This window comes from Sphingobium sp. GW456-12-10-14-TSB1 (assembly GCF_059424385.1).
Map to the genome: position 1 here is coordinate 3,425,761 of NZ_JBWKZI010000001.1, position 16,975 is coordinate 3,442,735.

The 16,975-nt window shown below is 61.8% G+C and carries 27 protein-coding genes; 26 read left to right on the plus strand and 1 reads right to left on the minus strand.

The features are described 5' to 3' along the window. Window positions 1–27 precede the first annotated feature (27 nt). The 25 genes from rpsJ (at window position 28) to AC07X9_RS16910 (ending at window position 14,132) form a co-directional block, all read left to right on the plus strand. On the plus strand, window positions 28–336 hold the full coding sequence (rpsJ, locus tag AC07X9_RS16790; protein WP_006960299.1) for a 30S ribosomal protein S10: 309 nt from the start codon (window positions 28–30) through the stop codon (window positions 334–336). 313 nt (window positions 337–649) lie between these two features. Next, a complete protein-coding gene (gene rplC, locus AC07X9_RS16795) occupies window positions 650–1,402 on the plus strand; it encodes a 50S ribosomal protein L3 (RefSeq protein ID WP_017184029.1) in 753 nt (250 codons plus the stop codon). Window positions 1,403–1,405: 3 nt separating this feature from the next. Then, window positions 1,406–2,029 (plus strand): 50S ribosomal protein L4, encoded by a 624-nt coding sequence (gene rplD, locus AC07X9_RS16800; RefSeq protein WP_017184030.1) that lies wholly within the window; start codon window positions 1,406–1,408, stop codon window positions 2,027–2,029. Continuing rightward, a complete protein-coding gene (locus AC07X9_RS16805) occupies window positions 2,022–2,336 on the plus strand; it encodes a 50S ribosomal protein L23 (protein ID WP_017184031.1) in 315 nt (104 codons plus the stop codon). The genes rplD and AC07X9_RS16805 overlap by 8 nt, the downstream gene beginning before the upstream one ends. Before the next feature lie 10 nt (window positions 2,337–2,346). Next, window positions 2,347–3,183: a 50S ribosomal protein L2 gene (gene rplB / locus AC07X9_RS16810; RefSeq protein WP_017184032.1), complete on the plus strand. Its 837-nt coding sequence runs from the start codon at window positions 2,347–2,349 to the stop codon at window positions 3,181–3,183. A 5-nt stretch (window positions 3,184–3,188) separates the two neighbouring features. Continuing rightward, window positions 3,189–3,464 carry a 30S ribosomal protein S19 gene (gene rpsS / locus AC07X9_RS16815; protein ID WP_017184033.1) on the plus strand — a complete coding sequence of 92 codons (276 nt, stop codon included), beginning with the start codon at window positions 3,189–3,191 and terminating at the stop codon, window positions 3,462–3,464. Next, window positions 3,464–3,850: a 50S ribosomal protein L22 gene (gene rplV / locus AC07X9_RS16820; protein ID WP_006960310.1), complete on the plus strand. Its 387-nt coding sequence runs from the start codon at window positions 3,464–3,466 to the stop codon at window positions 3,848–3,850. The genes rpsS and rplV overlap by 1 nt, the downstream gene beginning before the upstream one ends. A 4-nt stretch (window positions 3,851–3,854) precedes the next feature. After that, window positions 3,855–4,550, plus strand: a complete 696-nt coding sequence (gene rpsC, locus AC07X9_RS16825) for a 30S ribosomal protein S3 (RefSeq protein ID WP_017184034.1) — start codon at window positions 3,855–3,857, stop codon at window positions 4,548–4,550. A gap of 21 nt (window positions 4,551–4,571) precedes the next feature. Then, window positions 4,572–5,003: a 50S ribosomal protein L16 gene (rplP, locus tag AC07X9_RS16830; protein ID WP_006960313.1), complete on the plus strand. Its 432-nt coding sequence runs from the start codon at window positions 4,572–4,574 to the stop codon at window positions 5,001–5,003. Between the two features lie 4 nt (window positions 5,004–5,007). Then, complete coding sequence (rpmC, locus tag AC07X9_RS16835) at window positions 5,008–5,211, plus strand: 50S ribosomal protein L29 (RefSeq protein ID WP_006960315.1); 204 nt, start codon at window positions 5,008–5,010, stop codon at window positions 5,209–5,211. Window positions 5,212–5,223: 12 nt separating this feature from the next. Continuing rightward, window positions 5,224–5,487 carry a 30S ribosomal protein S17 gene (gene rpsQ, locus AC07X9_RS16840; protein WP_006960320.1) on the plus strand — a complete coding sequence of 88 codons (264 nt, stop codon included), beginning with the start codon at window positions 5,224–5,226 and terminating at the stop codon, window positions 5,485–5,487. Between the two features lie 164 nt (window positions 5,488–5,651). Beyond that, window positions 5,652–6,020, plus strand: a complete 369-nt coding sequence (rplN, locus tag AC07X9_RS16845) for a 50S ribosomal protein L14 (RefSeq protein WP_006960322.1) — start codon at window positions 5,652–5,654, stop codon at window positions 6,018–6,020. Beyond that, a complete protein-coding gene (gene rplX / locus AC07X9_RS16850; protein ID WP_017184035.1) occupies window positions 6,020–6,331 on the plus strand; it encodes a 50S ribosomal protein L24 in 312 nt (103 codons plus the stop codon). Before rplN ends, rplX begins: the two co-directional genes overlap by 1 nt. After that, on the plus strand, window positions 6,331–6,906 hold the full coding sequence (gene rplE / locus AC07X9_RS16855) for a 50S ribosomal protein L5 (RefSeq protein ID WP_017184036.1): 576 nt from the start codon (window positions 6,331–6,333) through the stop codon (window positions 6,904–6,906). Before rplX ends, rplE begins: the two co-directional genes overlap by 1 nt. Before the next feature lie 64 nt (window positions 6,907–6,970). Beyond that, window positions 6,971–7,276: a 30S ribosomal protein S14 gene (gene rpsN / locus AC07X9_RS16860; protein ID WP_017184037.1), complete on the plus strand. Its 306-nt coding sequence runs from the start codon at window positions 6,971–6,973 to the stop codon at window positions 7,274–7,276. A gap of 12 nt (window positions 7,277–7,288) precedes the next feature. Beyond that, the gene (rpsH, locus tag AC07X9_RS16865; protein WP_017184038.1) at window positions 7,289–7,684 is read left to right on the plus strand and encodes a 30S ribosomal protein S8; all 396 of its coding nucleotides are present in this window, start codon (window positions 7,289–7,291) and stop codon (window positions 7,682–7,684) included. Beyond that, window positions 7,684–8,217: a 50S ribosomal protein L6 gene (gene rplF, locus AC07X9_RS16870; protein WP_017184039.1), complete on the plus strand. Its 534-nt coding sequence runs from the start codon at window positions 7,684–7,686 to the stop codon at window positions 8,215–8,217. The genes rpsH and rplF overlap by 1 nt, the downstream gene beginning before the upstream one ends. A 1-nt stretch (window position 8,218) precedes the next feature. Then, entirely contained in the window at window positions 8,219–8,572 is a 354-nt protein-coding gene (rplR, locus tag AC07X9_RS16875; RefSeq protein WP_017184040.1) for a 50S ribosomal protein L18, read from the plus strand. Window positions 8,573–8,574: 2 nt separating this feature from the next. Next, window positions 8,575–9,300 carry a 30S ribosomal protein S5 gene (gene rpsE, locus AC07X9_RS16880; protein ID WP_086485922.1) on the plus strand — a complete coding sequence of 242 codons (726 nt, stop codon included), beginning with the start codon at window positions 8,575–8,577 and terminating at the stop codon, window positions 9,298–9,300. Window positions 9,301–9,305: 5 nt separating this feature from the next. Continuing rightward, complete coding sequence (gene rpmD, locus AC07X9_RS16885) at window positions 9,306–9,485, plus strand: 50S ribosomal protein L30 (protein ID WP_006960339.1); 180 nt, start codon at window positions 9,306–9,308, stop codon at window positions 9,483–9,485. Window positions 9,486–9,622: 137 nt separating this feature from the next. Next, window positions 9,623–10,156, plus strand: a complete 534-nt coding sequence (rplO, locus tag AC07X9_RS16890; protein WP_017184042.1) for a 50S ribosomal protein L15 — start codon at window positions 9,623–9,625, stop codon at window positions 10,154–10,156. 194 nt (window positions 10,157–10,350) lie between these two features. Then, window positions 10,351–11,715: a preprotein translocase subunit SecY gene (gene secY, locus AC07X9_RS16895; RefSeq protein ID WP_017184043.1), complete on the plus strand. Its 1,365-nt coding sequence runs from the start codon at window positions 10,351–10,353 to the stop codon at window positions 11,713–11,715. Between the two features lie 46 nt (window positions 11,716–11,761). Then, window positions 11,762–12,418 (plus strand): adenylate kinase, encoded by a 657-nt coding sequence (locus AC07X9_RS16900; RefSeq protein ID WP_017184044.1) that lies wholly within the window; start codon window positions 11,762–11,764, stop codon window positions 12,416–12,418. Window positions 12,419–12,456: 38 nt separating this feature from the next. After that, window positions 12,457–12,990: an SRPBCC family protein gene (locus AC07X9_RS16905; protein ID WP_026002557.1), complete on the plus strand. Its 534-nt coding sequence runs from the start codon at window positions 12,457–12,459 to the stop codon at window positions 12,988–12,990. Window positions 12,991–13,100: 110 nt separating this feature from the next. Further along, window positions 13,101–14,132, plus strand: coding sequence for an acyltransferase family protein (locus tag AC07X9_RS16910; protein ID WP_026002558.1), 1,032 nt, complete (start codon window positions 13,101–13,103; stop codon window positions 14,130–14,132). Between the two features lie 42 nt (window positions 14,133–14,174). Here AC07X9_RS16910 and AC07X9_RS16915 read toward each other — a convergent pair whose 3' ends face one another. Beyond that, a complete protein-coding gene (locus tag AC07X9_RS16915; protein WP_026002559.1) occupies window positions 14,175–14,945 on the minus strand; it encodes a CsgG/HfaB family protein in 771 nt (256 codons plus the stop codon). 184 nt (window positions 14,946–15,129) lie between these two features. Between AC07X9_RS16915 and lepA the strand changes: the two genes are divergently transcribed. Continuing rightward, entirely contained in the window at window positions 15,130–16,938 is a 1,809-nt protein-coding gene (gene lepA / locus AC07X9_RS16920) for a translation elongation factor 4 (protein WP_017184048.1), read from the plus strand. The last annotated feature ends 37 nt before the right edge of the window (window positions 16,939–16,975 follow it).

Genomic DNA, 16,975 nt, shown 5'->3' on the forward strand with positions numbered 1-16,975 from the left:
TTGGCTCTTTCGCATCGGTAGTAGGACATGGACAGCAACATCCGCATTCGCCTTAAGGCGTTCGATCATCGCGTGCTCGATCAGGCGACCGGCGACATCGCCGACACCGCCCGCCGCACCGGCGCCCTCATTCGCGGCCCCATTCCTCTGCCGACGCGCATTGAAAAGTTCACGGTCAACCGTGGCCCGCACGTCGACAAGAAGTCGCGCGAACAGTTCGAGGTCCGCACCTACAAGCGTATGCTTGACATTGTGCAGCCGACGCCGCAGACGGTCGACGCGCTGATGAAGCTGGACCTGGCTGCCGGCGTAAATGTCGAGATCAAGCTCGCTTAAGCGGGTTTGCCTTAGCCCCGGCGATGGCCGGGCAGGCAAGCCAGCAAGTTCCTGCTGACGGAAAAGTCGCCAGGGTATCGGGTATTCCACCCCGCCTTCTGCAAGGAAGGGTGGAAGCTCAAACGACACAAGGGATACCGCGCGGCTTCGGCCGTGGCCCTGGTCCCCCGTCGCTGTTCCCGAATAGGGGGTGGCATCCAACCCAGACGGGGTGATCTGAAAGCTAAGGGTTGGCCGCGAAGGAGAGATCCTGAGCGGTTTTTTCGTTGGATACGCCCGCTGATAAGGCGGGCCTCTATTGGGAGTATGGATCATGCGCACTGGCGTGATCGCGAAGAAAGTCGGGATGACCCGCCTGTTCCAGGAGGACGGGCGTCACGTTCCGGTTACGGTTCTGGCCCTTGAAGGCAACCAGGTCGTAGCTCGGAAGGACGTGGACAGCGACGGCTATGTGGCCGTGCAGCTGGGTGCCGGCACCGCGAAAGTTAAGAATGTCGCCAAGCCGCAGCGCGGTCACTTCGCGAAGGCGGAAGTGGAGCCCAAGGCTCGTCTGGTCGAATTCCGTGTCGCCGAGGACGCGCTCCTCGATGTCGGCGCAGAAATCGCCGCTGACCATTTCATCGCCGGCCAGCTGGTCGACGTGGCCGGTCACACCCAGGGTAAGGGCTTTGCCGGCGCCATGAAGCGTTGGGGCTTCGGCGGTATGCGCGCCACCCACGGTGTGTCGATCAGCCATCGTGCCCATGGTTCGACGGGTAACCGCCAGGATCCGGGTCGCGTCTTCAAGAACAAGAAGATGGCCGGTCATATGGGCGATCGTGAACGCACCCAGCAGAATCTGGAAATCGTGCGGACCGATGTCGAGCGCGGCCTGCTGTTCGTCAAGGGCAGCGTTCCGGGCGCCAAGGGCACCTGGCTCACCGTCAAGGACGCGGTCAAGGTCGCTCGTCCGGCGGACGCACCCTATCCCGCCAGCCTGAAAAAGGCTGACAATAGCAACGACGCTGCGAACACCCCGGCCGAAGACGCCGTGGCGACCGACGTCACCGAAGGCCAGGAGGGCTAAACCATGAAGGTCAAGGTACAGACCCTCGACGCAGCAGAAGCTGGCGATCTGGAGCTGAACGATGCCGTTTTCGGCCTCGAGCCCCGCGCCGACATTCTGCATCGCGTCGTCACCTGGCAGCTTGAAAAGCGCCGCGGCACCGCCCGTGCCACGCGCGAGCGCAGCGATGTCGCCCGCACCGGCAAGAAGTTCGGTCGCCAGAAGGGCGGCGGCACCGCTCGTCACGGCGATCGCCGTGCGCCGGTGTTCATCGGCGGTGGTAAGGCCCACGGTGCCCGCGTCCGTGACTTCAATCCCTCGCTGAACAAGAAGGTTCGCGCGCTGGGTCTGAAGATGGCGCTGTCGTCGAAGGTCAAGGCTGGTACGCTCACGATCATCGACAGCCTAGATGTTGCCGAAGGCAAGACCAAAGCGCTGGTCGCCAGCCTCGCCAAGCTGAACCTCAACAAGGTGCTGTTCATCGACGGCGACGCTGTGAACATCAGCTTTGCCAAGGCATCGGCCAACATTGTCGGCGTGGACCTGCTGCCGGCCGTCGGCGCCAATGTCTACGACATTTTGAAAGCCGACTCGCTGGTGCTCACGCGCGCTGCGGTCGAAAAGCTGGAGGCCCGTTTCAATGGCTAAAAAGCAAGCCGGAACCGTCGACAACCGTCATTATGACGTCGTCGTCGCGCCGCACATCACCGAAAAGTCGACGCTCCTGAGCGAAAACAACGCCGTGGTTTTCAAGGTCGCCAACAACGCGACCAAGCCGGAAATCAAGGCGGCTGTCGAAGCGCTGTTCGGCGTGACCGTCAAGGCGGTCAATACGCTGGTGCAGAAGGGCAAGACCAAGCGCTGGAAGGGCAAGCCCTACACGCGTTCGGACGTCAAGAAGGCGATCGTGACGCTGGCCGAAGGCCAGTCCATCGACGTCACCACCGGTATCTGAGGCGCGGACCATGGCACTCAAGCACTATAACCCGACCAGCCCCGCCCAGCGCGGCCTGATCCTGGTCGACAAGTCGAGCCTGCACAAAGGAAAGCCCGTCAAGGCGCTGACCGAAGGCAAGCGCAAGACCGGTGGCCGCAACAACAAGGGTCATGTGACCTCGCGCGGTATCGGCGGCGGTCACAAGCAGCGCTATCGTATCATCGATTTCAAGCGTCGCTTGTGGGATGTCGAAGGTACGGTCGAGCGTCTGGAATATGACCCGAACCGCACCGCTTTCATCGCGCTGGTCAACTATCCCGATGGCACCCAGGCCTATATCCTGGCGCCGCAGCGTCTTGCGCCCGGTGACAAGGTCATCGCGGGCAAAAAGACCGACGTGAAGCCGGGCAACGCGATGGAACTGGGTCAGATGCCGGTCGGCACGATCATCCACAACATCGAAATGAAGCCGGGCAAGGGCGGTCAGCTCTGCCGTTCGGCGGGCACCTACGCCCAGCTGGTCGGTCGCGATCGCGGCATGGTCATGGTTCGCCTGTCGTCGGGTGAACAGCGCTACATTCGTTCCGATTGCATGGGCACCATTGGCGCCGTCAGCAACCCGGACAATGGCAACACCAACCTCGCCAAGGCAGGCCGCAACCGTTGGAAGGGCATTCGTCCTCTGACCCGCGGTGTTGCCAAGAACCCGGTCGATCACCCGCATGGTGGTGGTGAAGGCCGGACCTCTGGCGGCCGTCATCCGGTCACGCCCTGGGGCAAGCCGACCAAGGGTGCTCGCACCCGCCACAACAAGGCGACGGATAAGATGATCATCCGTAGCCGCCACGCGAAGAAGAAGAGGTAAGCGAGATGGCTCGTTCCGTCTGGAAAGGTCCGTTCGTGGACCTCAGCCTTCTGAAGAAGGCGGAAGCCGCGCAGGACGCGGGTGGCCGTGCGCCGATCAAGACCTGGTCGCGTCGTTCCACCATCCTGCCGCAGTTCGTTGGTCTGACGTTCAACGTCTATAACGGCCGCAAGCATGTTCCGGTCTCCGTGAACGAGGAAATGGTGGGTCACAAGCTGGGCGAATTCGCTCCGACCCGCTTCTTCCCCGGCCACGCCGCCGACAAGAAGGGCAAGCGCTAATGAGCAAGGAAAAAGCTCCGCGTCGCGTCGCCGACAATGAAGCGCTGGCCGTTGGCACGCAGATCCGTGGTTCGGCCCAGAAGCTGAACCTGGTCGCCACGCTCATCCGCGGCCGCAAGGTCGAAGATGCGCTGAACATCCTCGCCTTCTCCAAGAAGGCGATGGCGGTCGACGTGCGCAAGGTGCTGGCTTCGGCCATCGCCAACGCAGAAAACAACCACAATCTGGACGTCGACGCGCTGGTCGTCGCGGAAGCATCGGTAGGCAAGGCGTTCACGCTCAAGCGCTTCCATGCCCGTGGCCGCGGCAAGTCGACCCGGATCCTCAAGCCTTACAGCCGCGTGCGCATCGTCGTGCGTGAAGCTGGCGAAGAAGCGGAGGCCTAAGCACATGGGTCACAAGAGCAATCCGATCGGTCTGCGTCTCCAGATCAACCGTACCTGGGACAGCCGCTGGTTCGCCGAAGGTGCCGACTATGGTCGTCTCCTGCTGGAAGATCTCAAGATCCGCCAGTTCATCTTCAAGACGTTGCCGCAGGCCGCGATCTCCAAGGTCGTGATCGAGCGTCCCGCCAAGCTGTGCCGCGTGTCGATCTATGCCGCCCGTCCGGGTGTCATCATCGGCAAGAAGGGTGCGGACATCGAGAAGCTTCGCAAGAAGCTGGGCGCGCTGACCTCGTCCGACGTGTCGCTGAACATCGTCGAAATCCGCAAGCCGGAAGTCGACAGCCGTCTCGTCGCGCAGGGCATTGCCGACCAGCTGGAACGCCGCGTTGCATTCCGTCGCGCGATGAAGCGCGCGGTGCAGTCGGCGCTGCGTCTGGGCGCTGAAGGCATCAAGATCACCTGTGGCGGCCGTTTGGGCGGCGCGGAAATCGCGCGCGTCGAATGGTATCGCGAAGGCCGCGTTCCGCTGCACACGCTGCGCGCGAACGTCGACTATGCCGAAGCCACCGCGCACACCGCCTATGGCGTGTGCGGGATCAAGGTGTGGATCTTCAAGGGCGAAATTCTCGGCCATGATCCGTTCGCGACCGACCGGCTCATGCTGGAGGCTCAGACCTCCGGCGTGCGCCCGGCGCGCTGATTTTGAATAGGGTATAGCGTCATGCTGCAACCGAAGAAAATGAAGTTCCGCAAGACCTTCAAGGGCCGGATCAAGGGCGATGCGAAGGGCGGCACTGCGCTGAACTTCGGCGCCTACGGCCTGAAGGCCATGGAGCCGGAACGGATCACCGCGCGCCAGATCGAAGCGGCTCGCCGTGCGATCACCCGTCACATCCGCCGCCAGGGCCGTCTGTGGATCCGCGTGTTCCCCGACGTTCCGGTGACGAAGAAGCCGGCTGAAGTCCGTCAGGGCAAGGGCAAGGGTTCGGTCGAATATTGGGCGGCTCGCGTCGCCCCCGGCCGCATCCTGTTCGAACTGGACGGCGTGCCCGGTCCGCTCGCAGCTGAGGCTTTCTCGCGTGCCGCGATGAAGCTGCCGATCAAGACGAAGGTTGTTGCCCGCCTCGGCGACACCTCGCATCTGGAGGGCTAAGGTCATGGCGAAAGTTGCTGATCTCAAGACCAAGACGGACGACGAGCTGTCGACCGAGCTGAACAACCTGAAGCGCGAGCAGTTCAACCTGCGTTTCCAGGCGGCCACCAACCAGCTGGAAAAGCCCAGCCGGGTCAAGGAAGTCCGCCGGTCGATCGCGCAGATCAAGACCCTACAGACGGAGCGTAACAGCTCCGCTGCCAAGTAAAGGAACCACACGATGCCCAAGCGCGTGCTGACGGGAACTGTGGTTTCCGACAAGACCGACAAGACGGTGGTCGTTCGCGTGGAGCGCAAGGTTAAGCATGCGCTCTACGGCAAGATCATCCGCCGTTCGAAAAAATATCATGCCCATGACGAGGGCAATGTCTACAAGGAAGGCGAGACGGTCCGCATCGAGGAAACCGCCCCGATTTCCAAGCTCAAGACCTGGAAGGTCATCGAGCGCGTGGACACCCACAAGTCGCCGGAAACGGCGGCCTGAGGGATAGGTCACCGACTCTTTGAGTCTAATTGCGACGCGGGGCTGGCCTTTTCGTTCAGAAGAGGTTACAGGCCCGCGCTTCGCGTATGACTCACAGGGTCCAGGCACGAAATTCGGAACCGCCGGAATTTTTCCGGTAGGCCAAATAAGAAGGAACCGGATCCATGATCCAGATGCAATCCAATCTTGACGTCGCGGACAATAGCGGCGCCAAGCGCGTCCAGTGCATCAAGGTGCTGGGCGGGTCGAAGCGGCGCTTCGCCGGCGTTGGCGACATCATCGTCGTCTCCGTCAAGGAAGCGGCTCCGCGCGGCAAGGTCAAGAAGGGCGACGTTCATCGCGCCGTCATCGTGCGTACGGCCAAGGACATTCGGCGCGCCGATGGTTCGGTCATCCGTTTCGACGGTAACGCCGCTGTGCTGATCAACAAGAACGAGGAGCCGATCGGCACCCGTATCTTTGGCCCCGTGGTTCGTGAACTGCGTGCCAAGAAGCACATGAAGATCATCAGCCTAGCCCCTGAGGTGCTGTAATGAGCGCTGCTAAGATCAAGAAGGGCGACAAGATCGTCGTCCTGGCTGGCAAGGACAAGGGCCGTACTGGCGCTGTCCTTCAGGTGATGCCTAAGGACGACAAGGTCCTGGTCGAAGGCATCAATGTGCATGCGAAGCATCGCAAGCCCGACCAGTCGAACCCGCAGGGCGGCATCGAGCGCAAGCCTGCGCCGCTCCACATCTCGAACGTGGCGGTCGCCGACAAGGACGGCAAGCCGACCCGCGTTCGTTTCGAGGAGCGCGACGGCAAGAAGGTTCGCGTCGCCGTCAAGTCCGGTGAGGTGCTGTAATGGCCGACAAATATATTCCGCGCTCCAAGGCGCTCTATGACGCTGAAATCGCCAAGGCGATGACCGCCAAGTTCGGTTACAAGAACGTCATGGAAGTCCCCAGGATCGAAAAGATCACGCTCAACATGGGCGTGGGCGAAGCGACCCAGGACAAGAAGAAGGTCACCCAGGCCGCCGAGGAAATGGAACTGATCGCCGGCCAGAAGCCGGTCATCACCAAGGCGAGGAAGTCGATCGCGCAGTTCAAGCTGCGTGAAGGCATGCCGATCGGTGCCAAGGTCACGCTGCGCCGCGAGCGCATGTATGAATTCCTGGATCGCCTGATCAACATCGCGCTCCCCCGCGTGCGCGACTTCCGTGGTCTGAACCCCAAGAGCTTTGACGGCCGTGGCAACTATGCCTTCGGCATCAAGGAACAGATCATTTTCCCGGAGATCAGCTATGACCGCGTCGACAAGGTGCGCGGCATGGACATCATCGTGACCACCACCGCGAAGACGGACGACGAGGCGCGCGAGCTGCTGCGCCTGTTCGGTTTCCCCTTCCCGCAGGAAGAAGAGAAGCAGGCGGCTTAAAGTCCTTAGGGATTTTGGCCCGGCTTCTCTCCCAACGCATTAGCTAAGGAAGAGAACTTAAGTCATGGCGAAACTGAGTTCGATCAACAAGAATGAGCGTCGCAAGAAGCTGGTGAAGAAATATGCCGGCCGTTATGCAAAGCTCAAGGCGATCGCAAATGATACCAATGCTGACGACGGTGATCGTTTGATCGCGCGTCTGAAGATGGCGGAAATTCCCCGCAACGGTAACCCCACTCGCGTGCGTAACCGCTGCGAACTGACGGGTCGCCCGCGCGCCTATTACCGCAAATTCCGGCTCTGCCGTATTCAGCTGCGCGATCTGGCCAATAAGGGCCTGATCCCCGGCGTCACCAAGTCGAGCTGGTAAGGATATCATCTCATGGCATTGACCGATCCCCTGGGTGATATGCTCACCCGCATCCGCAACGGGCAGCAGGCGAAGAAGGACAGCGTTATGTCCCCCGCCTCCAAGCTGCGCGCCCGCGTTCTCGACGTGCTTCAGCGCGAAGGCTATATCCGCGGTTATTCCGAGGAAGCGCTTGGCGCCCATCCCGGCCTGCGCATCGAGCTGAAATATTTTGAAGGCCAGCCGGCCATCAAGCATGTCGCTCGCGTGTCCAAGCCTGGCCGCCGCGTCTATTCGGGTTCCAAGGAACTGCCGGTAGTGCGCAACGGCCTGGGCATCACCATTGTCTCGACGCCCCGCGGCGTTCTGTCCGACGCGGAAGCGCGCGAGCAGAATGTCGGCGGCGAAGTGCTGGCGGAGGTGTTCTAATGAGCCGCATCGGTAAAAAACCGGTCGCGATCCCCGCAGGGGTCACCGCGACGATCGAGGGCGGGCAGCTCTCGGTGAAGGGCCCCAAGGGCACCCTCGCCATGCCGCTGCGCGACGAGATCAGCTATACGTTGGAAAATGACGGCATTTCGGTGCAGCCTGCCAACAAGACCAAAGCGGCGCGCGCCTTCTGGGGTATGCAGCGTACGCTGGTCCAGAACCTGGTTACCGGTGTGACCGAAGGCTTCTCCAAGAAGCTGCTGATCACCGGCGTTGGCTACCGCGCCAACTCGCAGGGCAAGAACCTGAAGTTGCAGCTGGGCTACAGCCACGACGTCGATTACGCGATCCCCGAAGGGATCGAGATCAAGACCCCGGATAACACCACGGTCGAGATCATCGGTATCGACAAGCAGAAGGTCGGACAGGTTGCGGCCGAAATCCGTCGCTGGCGTAAGCCTGAGCCTTATAAGGGCAAGGGTATCAAGTACGACGGCGAATTCATCTTCCGCAAGGAAGGGAAGAAGAAGTAAGATGGCAAAGCTTTCCCTCTTCGCGCGGCGTCGTCGCCGCGTTCGCACCGCCCTTAAGGCCGTGTCGGGCAATCGCCCGCGTCTGAGCGTCCATCGTTCGGGCCGTCACATCTACGCCCAGGTCATTGACGACGCCGCCGGTACCACCGTCGCCGCCGCTTCGACCCTGGACAAGGACGTGCGCGGCAAGACCGGCGCAACCGCTGATGCGGCTGCCGATGTCGGCAAGCGCGTGGCGGAAGCCGCGACCAAGGCTGGCGTCACCCGCGTCGTGTTCGATCGCGGCGGTTTCCTTTTCCATGGCCGCGTCAAGGCGCTGGCCGATGCGGCCCGTGAAGCCGGGCTGGAGTTCTGAGCATGGCAGACGAAAACACCATTAAAGTCGCTGCGCCCGTCGACGGCGCGGACGCTGCACCGACCGAAGGTCGCGGCCCCGGCCGTGGCGGTCGTGGCAACCGTGGCGGTGGCGGTGATCGCAACCGTGGCGATCGCGGCGGCCGTGGCCGTCGTGACGATCGTCGTGGCGGCAACCGCGACGAAGATCAGGGCGAAGAACTGATCGAGAAGCTGGTTCACATCAACCGCGTCAGCAAGACCGTCAAGGGCGGCAAGCGCTTCGGTTTCGCGGCTCTGGTCGTCGTTGGCGATGGCAAGGGTCGTGCGGGCTTCGGCCATGGCAAGGCGCGCGAAGTGCCTGAAGCGATCAGCAAGGCGACCGCCGCTGCCAAGAAGGCAATGGTTCGCGTTCCGCTCAAGGAAGGCCGCACGCTGCATCATGATGGCCTTGGCCATTTCGGTGCGGGCAAGGTGACCGTCCGTTCGGCTCCGGCCGGTACGGGTATCATCGCCGGTGGTCCGATGCGCGCCGTGTTCGAAAGCCTGGGCGTTGCGGACGTCGTGACCAAGTCCAACGGCACGTCGAACCCCTATAACATGATCCGGGCGACCTTTGCGGCGCTGGGCGAACAGACCAGCCCCAAGTCGGTGGCGCAGCGTCGCGGCAAGAAGGTCGCCGACCTGCTTCGTCGTGGTGGCGCCTCGGTCGAGTTGGCTGCCGCCGACGCCGAAGCGATTGCGGAGTAAGCGATATGGCCAAGATCAAGATCAAGCAGATCGGCTCGCCGATCCGCCGTCCCGCCGACCAGAAGAAGATTCTGATCGGCCTGGGCCTGGGCAAGATGCACCGCGTGGTGGAACTGGAAGACACAGCGGAAGTCCGCGGTGCCATCCGCAAGCTGCCTCACATGGTGCAGGTGGTCGAGGGCTAACAGCCCTTCGATCCGACGATATGATGCGGAAGAGGGGGAAACCCCTCTTTCGTTTTTTCCAAGGCTCGGCTATCGGCCCGGCCTCTTTGGTTCCCCACCGGGGGACAGCGCGAACATAGCGAAAGCGAGTGCACGATATGAAACTCAATGACATCCGAGACAATGATGGCGCCCGCAAGGGCCGTATGCGCGTCGGACGCGGCATCGGTTCGGGCAAGGGCAAGACCGCCGGTCGCGGCCAGAAGGGCGCCAAGGCGCGTTCGGGCGTTGCCATCAACGGTTTCGAAGGCGGCCAGATGCCGCTCCACATGCGCATCCCGAAGCGCGGCTTCAACAACATCTTCGCGAACGATTATGCGATCGTGAACCTGGGTGCCGTGCAGAAGGCGATCGATGCCGGCAAGCTGGACGCCAACGCAACCATCGACCATGCCGCGCTTAAGGGCGCCGCGCTTGCCCGTGGTGGCAAGGATGGCGTCCGCCTGCTCGCCAAGGGTGAATTGACCGCCAAGGTCAGCTTCCTGGTCGCCGGCGCGTCCAAGGGCGCGGTGGAAGCCGTCGAAAAGGCCGGTGGCAAGGTCGAGGTGATCGAAGTGGTCGCCGCAGCCGACAAGGCGAAGGCCAAGAAGGGCACTGCGCTCGCCGCTGCCAAGGCTGCGCGGAAGGCGTAATTCGCCGTCCCAGACTTGCATGTATGGCCCCGCTGCCCGATATGGGTTGGCGGGGCTGTGCGTATCTGGGGGGGTATTTTGTCGCTTGCGCGGCAACTCCCTGTTCGACACGGCTAACCCGTCCCGCTAAGGGATGAGCGATTCCGCTCCGGGGCCTTGATGCTCCGGCACGCATGATTTGAAGGGCAGCCACCATGGCATCGAGAGCCGACCAGCTCGCATCCAATCTCAGCCTCGCGAAATTCAGCCAGGCGACCGACCTCAAGAAGCGCCTGTGGTTTACGCTTGGCGCGCTGATCGTGTTCCGTTTTCTCAGCTTCGTGCCGCTGCCCGGCGTCGATCCGACCGCCTTGTCGCAGCTCTACAGCCAGACGCAGGGCGGCATCCTCGACATTTTCAACACTTTCTCCGGTGGCAGCCTGTCGCGCATGAGCCTGATCGCGCTCGGCGTCATGCCCTACATCACCGCATCGATCGTGGTGCAGCTGGGCGCGTCGCTCTCGCCCAAGCTGGCGGCGATCAAGAAGGAAGGTGAGAGCGGGCGCAAGAAGCTCAACCAATATACCCGCTATGGCACGGTCGGCCTGACCGCGGTCCAGGGCTATTTCATTGCGGTCGGGCTTGAAGGCTTCGGTGCGCAATCGGGCGTCGCCGCGGTGATCGAACCGGGCATGCTGTTCCGCCTGACCGCCGTTGTTTCGCTGATCGGCGGCACCATGTTCCTGATGTGGCTGGGTGAACAGATCACCTCGCGCGGCATCGGCAATGGCGTGTCGCTCATCATCATGGCGGGCATCGTCGCCCAGTTGCCGGTGACGTTGAGCAACCTGTTCAAATCGGGCAGCGAAGGCACGATTTCCGGCCTGCTGATCTTCCTGATCATGGTGATGGCCGTCGGCCTTGTCCTTTTGATCTGCTTCATGGAGCGGGCCCAGCGCCGCGTGCTGATCCAGTATCCCAAGCGCCAGACCCGCCAGGGGCTGATGCAGGCGGATCGCAGCCATCTGCCCTTGAAGGTCAACACCGCCGGTGTGATCCCGCCGATCTTCGCCAGCTCGCTGCTGCTGATGCCGCTGACCATCTCGCAGTTTGCGGGTCAAACCGTCGCGGGTGAGAGCAGGCTGGGCGACTTCGTGCTAACGCTGAACCAGTATCTGTCGCATGGCAGCCCGGTCTACATGGCGCTGTACGGGCTTGGCATCGTGTTCTTCTGCTTCTTCTACACCGCCGTGGTGTTCAATCCGGAAGAGACGGCGGACAATCTCAAGCGCAATGGCGGCTTCATTCCCGGCATCCGTCCGGGCAAGAATACCGAAAACTATCTCGACTATGTGCTGACGCGCATCACGGTGATCGGCGCGGCCTATCTGGCGTTCATCTGCCTCGTGCCTGAATTCGCCATCGCCCGGGCGGGAATTCCATTCTACCTTGGTGGGACTAGCCTGTTGATCGTTGTCAATGTTACGGTCGATACGGTGACCCAGATTCAAAGCCATCTGCTCGCCCATCAATATGGGGATCTGATCAAGAAGGCGAAGCTGAAAGGCCGTATGCGCTAATTGGCGCAGACCGGCTCAGGGCGCACAACAGGGGAGAATGCGCGCAATGAATATCATTCTGCTTGGCCCTCCGGGTGCTGGCAAGGGGACGCAGGCCAGCCGTCTGGTCGATAGCCGTGGTATGGTCCAGCTGTCGACCGGCGACATGCTGCGCGCTGCGGTCAAGGCGGGAACGCCCGTAGGCCTGCAGGCCAAGGCGCTGATGGAATCGGGCGCACTCGTGCCTGACGAAGTCGTGTCAGGTATTATCGGCGAGGCGCTGGACGCGCTTTCCTCCGACACCGGCGTCATCTTCGATGGCTATCCGCGGACAGAGGCGCAGGCGCATTCGCTCGATACCATCCTGGAACAGCGCGGCCGTTCGCTCGATCATGTTGTCGAACTGGAAGTCGACGAAGACGCGCTGGTCGAACGCATTACCGGGCGCTTCACCTGCGCCAGCTGCGGGGAAGGCTATCACGACACATTCAAGAAGCCCAAGGTCGAAGGCGTCTGCGACAAATGCGGCGGCACGGAATTCAAGCGTCGTCCCGACGACAATGAAGAAACCGTCCGCACCCGCATGGCCGAATATCGTGCCAAGACGGCGCCGATCCTGCCAATCTATGAAGCGCGCGGCATCGTGTCGCGTGTCGATGGCATGGCGGATATGAACGATGTGAGCGTTGCGATCGCTGCCATCTTGGACGGCGGCGCAGCCTGAGCTAGATTGCCCTCCGCACGCGACGGGGGGAGGGCATCATGCGCATCATCGGACTTTTGCTATGGGCTGGTGCGGCGATGGCCGCGCCGGCCCATAGCGCTGTTACAGCGACCAGCGACATAGGCTTTGCAACGCAAAGCAGCGTGGAGATCGCGGCGGAACCGGGCGCTGTCTATGCGTTGCTGGCAATGCCCGGTCGCTGGTGGAGTGACAGTCACACCTATAGCGGCGATTCGGCCAATATGGTGCTGGACCCGCACGCGGGTGGCTGTTTTTGCGAAGCTCTGCCCAATCCGTCCGGCAAGCCCGGCAGCGTCGAACATGGACGGGTCATCTATGCCGTGCCCGACAAGCAGTTGCGCCTGTCCGCCGCGCTGGGACCGCTTCAGAGCGAAGGCGTCGCTGGCACGCTCGATGTCACGATCAAGCCGTCGGGCAAGGGTGTTCGCGTCACGATCACCTATGTCGTCGGCGGCTATCTGCGCGCCGGTGCAGCCACGCTTGCTCCATTGGTTGATCAGGTCCTGAACGAGCAATTACAGGGCCTGAAACGTGCGGCGGAGGCACATTGACCGATCGACTGGTGCGATCTGGCAAAAAATCAGCAACAAAAGAGGGTTAAGACGCTCTAGTTAACCACGATGTTAACGGATTTATTGCTGTCATGTTGCTATAGCGCGGCATGGCCGGATCGCCTTCCTCCCGTACTCGCCTGACCGAGTTGGACGCTTTGCGCGGCATCGGGGCGTTGTGCGTGCTGATTTTCCATTATTCCACTCGCTTCCACGAGCTGTTTCCGCAGGCCAGCCATGTCCCTTTCAGCTTCCCCGGCGGCAATTACCGGGTGTTGCTGTTCTTCACCATTTCGGGCTTCGCGATCTTCTTCACGCTCGACCGGATCGGGTCGGTCGCCGATTTTGTCGTCAACCGCTTTGCGCGCCTTTACCCTGCCTATATCGTCGCCATGCTGCTGACGCTGGGCATCGAATATCTGGCGCATGCGACCCAGTTGCTGGTCGGTCCAGTGGCGATCCTTGCCAACTTTACCATGTTGCAGGGCTTTGCGTTCATGCCCGAAGTCGACGGGGCCTATTGGACGCTGACCGTGGAGATCGGCTTCTATGTCTGCATGATCGCGCTGTGGCGCTTTGCGGGCCTCAAGCGGCTTGAACCCATGCTGGCGGCTTGGCTGGCCATACGCTGGCTCTATTTCGCCTGGCCCGACATGCCCGAACGCATCATCATGTTGCTGGTGCTGCGCTATCTGCCTTTCTTCGTCATCGGCATGTTGTCCTATCGTGTTTGGTCCGGGCAGCGCAGTTGGCGGCAGCAGACGCCTTATATGCTTCTGTCGCTGGCCTCCGTGGCGACGATCGAGACCTGGGACGTGACTATCGTTGCCTGTGTCCTGATCCTAACCTTCGCAGCGTTGATCGCGGGACGGTTGCATTTCCTCAGCCTGCGCCCGCTCGTCTGGCTGGGCGGGATCAGCTATTCCTTTTACCTCATCCACCAGCATGTTGGCTTCATCGTCATGCTGGAGGTTGCCAAGGCCGGCTATAGCCCGTGGGTCGGCTTCTTCGCCGCCTTCGCCGTAGCGCTGCTGCTGGGAACGGCGATCAATCGCGCGGTCGAACGGCCAGCGGGGGAGACGATATTGCGCTGGTGGAAGCGTCGGCGCGCGGGGCCGGCTGTCGCGATCGTTCCGGCCTGATAAGGGGCGCAGCCGGACAGACCGGCCGCGCCCTTTCTGATCCTATCGTGCGACAGGTGCTGCCGCGGCCGCATTTTCGGGCAGTCCGCCCATCTGCGTCACCATCTTGGTATAGGCGTCCAGATAGGCGAGCACGATGACCTGACCGATATCGGTATTCTGGTAGCCGCCGCCGCCGACCGCAGCCAGGCCGCCCATCCAGCCAAGTCCGCCACCGCCGCCAAAGCTGAGGTCCGATTTGCGGAAATAGCCTTCCGCCATCACTTCCTCTTCGGTCGTGCGTGCATTGACGACCGACAGCATGACGTTGGCTTCGCTCTTCTTGATCGATATGCCGCCCAGCAGCGCGCCGCCGACCCGGCCGCCCAGCATCCCGCCGAGCATCCCGCCAAAGGCATTGCCGCCGCTATTCTTGTTGGTGGTCACGATGTCGGGCTGGATGAAATAGTCGGCCGCCTTGACCTGACCCTTGCCCAGATTGCTGCCCGCCTGCAATTCGCCCGAATCCGCCATGGCGCGTTCCAGATTGCGGCTGGCCATCGACCGGCCGCGATTGACCAGGCCAAAGCAGCCGGACTGCTGGACGAACAGTTTGATGATCGCTTCCGGGCTGCCCAGGCTCAGTTCGCGCCACCACTGATTGTCCGGCTCGACGATTGCGACGGTGCCAAGGCGCTTGGTGCAGCGGGGGATTTCCATCTGTTTTTTCGTCTGGGCCTGACGACCCGACGACCCCTTGTCAGCGGCAATGGCTTGCGGCGCGACCAGTGCCAGACAGACCGTAGCGGCTGTCAACGTCTTTAATACACGCATTTTCAAGAACCCCGTTTGTTGCTTGATCTGAATTTGTGCGCGCCCCGATATTTTCGCGCATCATATCATAGCGCCGTCATGCTTCCAAGCGGAGCGGGGTGGGGGTGACGGCCATTGTCATCTTATCGGACGGGGCTTTCGCGATCCTGCTGACAGGGCCGATGACACCTGCTATCGGCGCGCAATGACTGAGCTTAGCCACATCCGTAACTTTTCGATCATCGCCCATATCGACCATGGCAAGTCCACGCTGGCGGACCGGCTGATCCAGCGGACCGGCGGCCTGTCTGACCGCGAGATGAGCGCCCAAGTCCTTGATAACATGGACATTGAGAAGGAGCGCGGGATCACGATCAAGGCGCAGACGGTGCGCCTGGACTATGTCGCGAAAGACGGCCAGACCTATGAGCTGAACCTGATGGACACGCCGGGCCATGTCGACTTCGCCTATGAGGTCAGCCGTTCCCTTGCCGCGTGCGAGGGCGCGCTGCTGGTCGTGGACGCGGCGCAGGGCGTGGAAGCGCAGACTTTGGCCAATGTTTACCAGTCGATCGAGCATGATCATGAGATCGTGCCGGTGCTCAACAAGATCGACCTGCCCGCCGCGGAACCGGAAAAGGTGCGCAAGGAAATCGAGGATGTCATCGGCCTGGATGCGTCCGAAGCGGTGCTGGCCAGCGCCAAATCGGGCATCGGCATCGACGAAATTCTGGAAGCCATCGTCCAGAAAATCCCGCCGCCAAAGGGCGACCGCAACGCGCCGCTGGAGGCGATGCTGGTCGACAGCTGGTACGACCCCTATCTGGGCGTCGTCATCCTGGTCCGCGTCGTCAATGGCGTGATCAGGAAGGGGCAGGCGATCAAGTTCATGATCGGCGGCACCGAACATCTGATTGACCGCGTCGGTTGCATGCGGCCCAAGATCGAACAGCTGCCCGAACTGGCGGCAGGCGAAATCGGCTTCATCACCGCGCAGATCAAGGAAATTGCCCAGACCCGCGTGGGCGACACCATCACCACGGTCAAAAATGGCGCAACCGCGCCGCTGCCGGGCTTCAAGGAAGTGCAGCCGGTGGTGTTTTGCGGCCTGTTCCCGGTCGACGCCAATGATTTCGACAAATTGCGCGACAGCATCAGCAAGCTGCGCCTGAACGATGCCAGCTTCAGCTTCGAAATGGAAAGCAGCGCGGCGCTGGGCTTCGGCTTCCGCTGCGGCTTCCTCGGCCTCCTCCATCTGGAAATCATCCAGGAACGGCTGACCCGCGAATATGATCTGGACCTGATCACCACGGCGCCGTCGGTGGTGTACAAGATCAAGCTGACCTATGGCGCGGGCGAGATCGAGTTGCACAATCCCGCCGACATGCCCGACCCGACCAAGATCGACGAGATTGAGGAGCCGTGGATCGAGGCGATCATCTATTGCCCCGACGAATATCTGGGGTCCATCCTGAAACTGTGCCAGGACCGGCGCGGCATCCAGAAGAACCTCACCTATGTCGGCGGCCGCGCGCAGGTGACCTATGAATTGCCGCTCAACGAAGTGGTGTTCGACTTTTACGATCGGCTGAAGAGCATCAGCCGCGGCTATGCGAGCTTCGACTATCACCAGATCGGCTATCGCGAGGGTGATCTGGTCAAGATGAGCATCATGGTCAATTCAGAGCCGGTCGACGCGCTCAGCATGATCGTCCATCGCGGATCGGCGGAATCGCGCGGGCGCGGCATGTGCGAGCGCCTGAAAGACCTGATCCCCCGCCATTTGTTCAAAATCCCGATCCAGGCCGCGATCGGTGGCAAGGTGATCGCGCGCGAAACCATCGCCGCGATGCGCAAGGACGTGACCGCCAAATGCTATGGCGGCGACATCAGCCGCAAGAAGAAGCTGCTCGACAAGCAGAAGGAAGGCAAGAAGCGGATGCGCGAATATGGATCGGTCCAGATTCCGCAGGAAGCCTTCATCGCCGCGCTGCGGATGGGCGACGAGAACTGACCGACGCGCACGCCGCCCTGACCGGCCAACTGGACCG